This is a genomic window from Neoroseomonas rubea (assembly GCF_016106015.1).
In the GTDB taxonomy this organism is placed as follows: Bacteria; Pseudomonadota; Alphaproteobacteria; order Acetobacterales; family Acetobacteraceae; genus Neoroseomonas; species Neoroseomonas rubea.
On record NZ_JACADQ010000257.1, the window covers coordinates 1 to 6,089 of the forward strand.

At 74.4% G+C, this 6,089-nt stretch carries 5 protein-coding genes and 1 pseudogene; 2 read left to right on the top strand and 4 right to left on the bottom strand.

Going from position 1 to position 6,089, the window contains the following annotated elements; translation table 11 throughout:
* Positions 1-1,170 (top strand): annotated as a pseudogene (locus HW577_RS18810) (DUF4139 domain-containing protein); the annotation flags it as partial.
* A 10-nt stretch (positions 1,171-1,180) separates the two neighbouring features.
* On the opposite strand, the gene HW577_RS18815 reads toward HW577_RS18810, so the two are convergent.
* The 4 genes from HW577_RS18815 to HW577_RS18830 form a co-directional block, all read right to left on the bottom strand.
* On the bottom strand, positions 1,181-2,155 hold the full coding sequence (locus HW577_RS18815) for a Bug family tripartite tricarboxylate transporter substrate binding protein (protein ID WP_198377678.1): 975 nt from the start codon (positions 2,153-2,155) through the stop codon (positions 1,181-1,183).
* A 94-nt stretch (positions 2,156-2,249) separates the two neighbouring features.
* On the bottom strand, positions 2,250-3,224 hold the full coding sequence (locus HW577_RS18820) for a tripartite tricarboxylate transporter substrate-binding protein (protein ID WP_198377679.1): 975 nt from the start codon (positions 3,222-3,224) through the stop codon (positions 2,250-2,252).
* 90 nt (positions 3,225-3,314) lie between these two features.
* Entirely contained in the window at positions 3,315-4,280 is a 966-nt protein-coding gene (locus tag HW577_RS18825; RefSeq protein WP_198377680.1) for a Bug family tripartite tricarboxylate transporter substrate binding protein, read from the bottom strand.
* Between the two features lie 85 nt (positions 4,281-4,365).
* Complete coding sequence (locus tag HW577_RS18830; protein ID WP_198377681.1) at positions 4,366-5,346, bottom strand: Bug family tripartite tricarboxylate transporter substrate binding protein; 981 nt, start codon at positions 5,344-5,346, stop codon at positions 4,366-4,368.
* 167 nt (positions 5,347-5,513) lie between these two features.
* On the opposite strand from HW577_RS18830, the gene HW577_RS18835 reads away from it, so the two are divergent.
* The coding region (locus HW577_RS18835) for a thiamine pyrophosphate-binding protein (protein ID WP_269769570.1) at positions 5,514-6,089 on the top strand (576 nt) is incomplete at its 3' end.

Genomic DNA, 6,089 nt, shown 5'->3' on the forward strand with positions numbered 1-6,089 from the left:
ACGCCCCCGCCACCCGCGCCCGTGCCCGCCCCGGCGGCGTTGGTCCCCGAACTTTCGGCTGCGCCCCAGGCCATGCGCGCCCGCGCACCCGACGCCCCGGTCGGCGGCAACATCGCCGGCACCGCGATGCCGGCCGCCGCGGCGACGGCGGAAGCCTCGGCCGGGCGCGTCGCCTTCGTCCTCGCAGAGCCCGTCACCATCCGCACCGGGGAGACGGCGAACGTGCCCTTCCTCGATGTCCGCCTGCCGGCCGAGCGCGTCTGGTGGATCCAGGACCTGTCCGCGCGCCACCCGCTCTCGGCCGTGCGCATCCGCAACGCCTCCCCGCATACGCTTCCGGACGGGCTCGCCACCGTCTATGGCGCGGAAGGGCCGGAGGCGGGTGTCTTCCTCGGCGATGCCGAGATCCGCGCCATGCCGGCGGGCGATGGCCGCATCCTCGCCTTCGCCCGCGACCGGGACGTGCAGTACACGCAGTCCGGCAGCAGCAGCGAGCGCGTGACGCGCATCGGGCTGCGCCGCGGCTTTGTGATGCTCGACGTGCTGCGCAGCGAGGAGACGGCGCTCGCCGTCGACCCGCGCGGCGCGCGCGGCCTGATGGTGGTGGACGTGCCGCGCCGCGCCGGCGCCCAGCACCGCTTCACCACGGTGTCGGAGGGCGACTTCGGCCTGCGGCACGAGGTGATGCTCGAAGGCGCGCAGGTCACGCTCCGCCTGCCCTTCGAGCGCGCCATGCGCCAGGAGGTGCCGCTATGGGACCAGGGGCTGGGCGAGCCTGTGCTGCTGCGCTGGCAGCAATTCGACATCGAGCAGAACCTCCGCCGCCTGCCCGGCGGCCCCGGCACGCTCGAGCGGCTGCAGGAGATCCTCGGCCGCACCGAGGCGGGCACGCCGGGGCGGGACGACCTTGCCGGCGTCGTGCAGGCGATGACGGAACTGCGCCGGCTGCTGGACGAGGCCCGGCTGCGTGCCCGCGCCTATCGCAGCGCCGACCAGGCGCTGCAACGCGCCCGCCAGGCGGCCGAGGACCGCACCGGGCCCGAACAGCAGGAAGCCCGCCGGCGGCTGAACACGGCGAGCCGGGAGGCGGAACAGGCGGGCACGGCCGCGGACCAGGCGTGGGAGGCCTGGCAGCGGGCGGTGATCGCTCTCCTCCAGCGCGGCGCCTGAACGGGCCGCGCTATTCGGGTTGGGCGCCGGAGATGCGCACCATCTCCGCCCAGATCGGGCGTTCCCGCGCCAGCCGCTCGGCCAGTTGCGCAGGCGTGGTGCCGAGCAGCCGCGCTCCCATGCCGATCGCGCGCTGCTGGAGCGCGGGGTTGGCGAAGGCGGCGCGGATCTCCTGCGACAGCCGCTCCGCCACCTCGCGCGGTAGGGCGGCGGGCCCGGCCCAGAGGTGCCAGGGGCCGTAGGACAGGCCGGCGAAGCCCGATTCCGCCATGGTCGGCACATCCGGAAGGCCGGGCCAGCGCTCCGGCGTGGTCACCGCCAGCGCGCGCATCCGCCCCTCCTGGATGACCGAGACGTAGGAGGCGAGGTTGTCGACCGCGATCTGGATGTCGCCACCCAGCATGGCCGGGATGGTCTGGGCGGCGCCGCGGAAGGTGACGTGCTCCGACCGGATGCCGGCTTGCGCCATCAGGTAGGCGCCGGAGAGGTGGATCGTCGTGCCGACGCCGGAGGAGCCGTAGGAAATCCCCTGCGGCCGCGCCTTCGCCCAGGTGACGAACTCGGCGAGCGTCCGCGCGGGCACGTGCTGCGCCGGCACCACCGCCACGTTGGGGAGGTCCCACATGGCGCTGATCCAGGCGAAGTCCCGCTCGGCGTTGTAGGGCAGTTGGCGGAACAGCAGCGGGTTGATCAGCAGGTTGTGCATGCTGACGGTGCCGAGCGTGTAGCCATCCGGCGCGGCACGGGCGAGCGCCTCGGCGCCGATGTTGCCCGAGGCGCCGGAGCGTGTCTCGACCACGAAGGGCTGACCGAGGCGCGCCTGCATCTGCTCGCAGGCGAGGCGCGTCATCACGTCGAGCGACCCGCCCGGCGGGAAGCCGACGATGACGCGCACCGGCCGGTTGGGCCAGGGCGCCTGGGCCAGGGCGGGCGCGGCAAGGGGCAGGCTGCCGGCCGCGGCCAGCAGGATGCGGCGGGACGTCATGGACGGCTCTCCTCAGATGGCGGCCGCGTGCTTCGGGCCGCCTTTTCCGACGAGGCTACACCATCCCGCGCGGCATGCGAGCGCTTCGCGACGCCTATTCGGGCTGCACGCCCGCCCGCCGCAGCACCTCCGCCACCTTCGGCAGGTCCGCGCGCACGAAGGCGTCGAAGGCCGCCGGCGTGGCGAGCTGTGGCTGGCGCTCCACGCCGATCTCGCCAAGCCGCCCCTGCAGCCGCTCCATCGCCGTGTTGAAGGCCGCGTTCAGCGCGGCGATCGCGGGTGCCGGGGTGCGCGCGGGCACGAAGGCGCCGAACCAGGCGGCCGCGTCCCAGGCCGGCAGCCCGGCCTCGCTGGCGGAGGGCACGTCGGGCAGGATCGCCGCGCGCGTCGGCCCCGCCACCGCGATGGCGCGCACCGTCCCCCCGCGGATATGCGCGACCGCCGAGGCGATCGGGTCCACGCACATATGCGCGTTGCCCGCGATGACCGCCTGCATGGCCGGTCCGCCGCCGCGGAACTGCACCATTTCCATCTGCACGCCGGGGACGGCCGCGCGGAAGATCTCGGAAGCGAGGTGGTTGCCGCTGCCGATGCCCGCCGAGGCGAAGTCGACCTTGCCCGAATTGGCGCGCAGCCAGGTCAGCAGCCCCGCCATGTCGTTGATCGGCAGGCGCGGATTCACCACCAGCACCTGCGGCACGCGGCCCAGATGCGCGACGGCCGCGAAGTCGTTCAGCACGTCGTAGGGCATGCGCGCGACGAGGCTCGGCGCGATGACATGCGCGTTCGAATGCAGCAGCACGGTATGCCCGTCGGCCGGCGCCTTCGCGACCATCTCGGACCCGATCAGCCCCGCCGCGCCGCCGGCGCGGTTCTCCACCACGACGGACTGGCCGAGCAGGCTGCTCATCGTCTCGGTCATGACGCGCGCGACGACATCGGTCGCGCCGCCGGGTGCGAAGGGCACCACGATGCGCACCGGGCGATCGGGGCGCCAGGCGACCCCTTGGGCGCGGGCGATGGCGGGGGTGGCAAGGGCAAGCGCGAGCGCGGCGCGGCGGGTGGTCATGGTGGTCTTCTCCCTGGAATGCGGCCGTTCGCGGCCTGCTTCGTTGCGCGCATCATGGCACGGCCGCGGGGCGCGCGCAGACGCCGGTCTTCACTCCGGCTGGATGCCGGCGGCACGCAGGATGCGGGTGTGGCTGTCGATCGCATCGCGCACCAGCGCCATCACCTGCGGCCCGGTATCGAAGCCCGGACGCGGCGCGACGCCGGCCAGGTCGTTCAGCCGCGGCACGCTCTGCTGGATCGCCTGCCGGAAGGCCGCGCCCAGCGCGGCGAGCACCTCCGGCGGCGTGCCCCGAGGCGCCACGATGGGGAAGATCTCGTCATGCACCACGCCCGGAAGGCCGGCCTCGATCGCGTTCGGCACGTCGGGCAGCGCCGCGCTGCGTTGGTCCGACAGCACCGCCAGCGCCCGCAGCGCGCCGCCGCGCACCTGCCCGAGCGCCGAGGCCATGGTCGGCGTGCCGAAATGCGCCTCTCCCGAGACCATCGCCGCCACCCCCGGGCCGCCGCCGCGGTAGTGCACCGTCTCGGCCTCGACGTTCATGCGGCTCATGAAGAGCAGGCCGCCGATATGCGGCCCGCTGCCCAGGCCCGCCGAGGCGTAGTTGAAGCGCCCGGGATTGGCGCGCAGCAGCGCTACGAACTCCTGCGCCGTGCGTGCCTCGACGCGCGGGTTCACCACCAGCAGGTGCGGCGAAAAGCCGGCCACCGCCACGCCCTCGAAGTCGGCCACCGTGTTGTAGGGCATCCGCGCGACCATCGCCGGCACCGTCGGCAGCGAGCTGTTGATCAGCACCGTGTAGCCATCCGGGGCAGCGCGCGCCGCCGCCTCGGAGCCGATCACGCTGCCCGCGCCGGCGCGGTTCTCGATGATCATGGGCTGGCCCAGGATCTGCGACGCCGGTTCGGCGATGATGCGCCCCACGATGTCGTTCGACCCGCCCGGCGCGGCGGGCACGATCAGGCGGATCGGGCGCGTCGGCCGCCACGCGCCCTGGGCGCGGACGATGCCGGGCGTGGCGAGGCCGAGCGCAAGGGCGGCGCGGCGTGTGGTCATCGCGGTGGTCTCCCCCTGTGGCGCGGCCGTCCGCGGCCGCCCTTGTTGCGAGCGTGGCGGCGGGGCTGCGCGCCCCGCCCGGCAGCTATTCCGGCTGGACGCCGGCGGCGCGCAGGATGCGTGAGTAGTCCTCGACACCCTCCCGCACGAGCGCCATCACCTGCGCACTGGTCTCGAAGCCGGCGCGCGGCGCGACGCCGGCCAGTTCGGTCAGGCGACCCGCGCTCTGCTGGATCGCCTGGCGGAAGGCCGCGCCGAGCGCGGCGAGGATCTCGGGCGGCGTCCCCCGGGGCGCGGTGATCGGAAAGAACTCCTCGAGCACCACGCCCGGGATGCCGGCCTCGGGCGCGCTCGGCACGTCCGGCAGGGCGGGGCTGCGTTCGTTCGCGAGCACCGCGAGCGCGCGCAAGCCCCCGCCGCGGATCTGGCCGAGCGAGGAGGCCATGGTCGGCGTGCCGATCTGGGATTCGCCCGCCACCAGCGCCGCCACGGCCGGCCCGCCGCCGCGGTAGTGCACCGGCTCGGCCTGCAGGTTCAGCCTGTTGGTCAGCACCAGCCCGGCGATGTGCACGCTGCTGCCGATGCCCGCCGTGGCCAGGTTGAAGCGCCCGGGATTGGCGCGCACCAGCGCCACCATCTCGGCCGCGGTGCGCGCCTCGAAGCGCGGCGTCACCACCAGCGTGTGCGGCGAGAAGCCGGCCACCGCGACGCCCTCGAAATCCGTGACCGCGTTGTAGGGCACGCGCGCGACCACCGCGGGCACCGCCGCATGCGCGCTGTTGATCAGCAGGGTGTGGCCGTCGGCCGGGGCGCGCGCGGCGGCTTCGCTGCCGATCACGCTGCCGGCACCGGCGCGGTTCTCGATCACGATGGGCTGGCCCAGGATCTGCCCGGCGGGCTCGGCGATGATGCGACCCACGATGTCGTTCGACCCGCCCGGGGCGAAGGGCACGATCAGCCGCAGCGGGCGGGTGGGCCGCCAGGCGCCGCCTTGCGCCTGCGCCAGGGCGGGCGCGGCGAGGCCGGCAAGCGTGAGGCCGAGCGCGGAACGGCGGGCGATGGTCATGGGCGTGTCCCTCCCGTACGGTTTCGTTGCGGGCCGGCCGATGCGTGCGGCGGCGCCATTTCTTGAACACGCCCTTCTTAGCGCGAACCGCCGCCGCCGCCACCCCTGGCATGGATCAACCGCGCCAGCCGCGCTATCGGATGCGGGACGCAGGGAAACGCCGCCGCATGACCACCGCCGCCCAGAGCCTGATCGACTTCCTCGCCCGCCAGGGCATCGACCGCGCCTTCTGCGTGCCGGGCGAATCCTACATCGCGCTGCTCGACGCGCTGCACGCGCATCCGGGCATCGACCTCGTCACTTGCCGCAGCGAGGGTGGGGCGGGCTTCATGGCGGTGGCGGATGCGAAGCTGACGGGCCGGCCGGGCGTCGTGCTCGTCTCCCGCGGTCCGGGCGCCTGCAACGCTTCCATCGCCGTGCACACCGCCGAGCAGGACGCGACGCCGCTGATCCTCCTCGTCGGCCAGGTCGAGAAGCGCGACCTCCGCCGCAACGCGTTCCAGGAGATCGACTACGCCCGGATGTTCGGCGGCATCGCGAAATGGGTGGGCGAGGCGACGCACCCGGACCAGGTGCCGGAACTGATCGCCCGCGCCTACGCCATGGCGATGCAGGGCGTCCCAGGCCCGGTCGTGCTCTCGCTGCCCGAGGACGTGCTGGCCGAGCCCTGCGCCGCGCCGGTGCCGCCCGCGACCCTGCCTGCCCCCGCCATCCCCGCGCCCGCCGATGCCGCGCCCAGATCG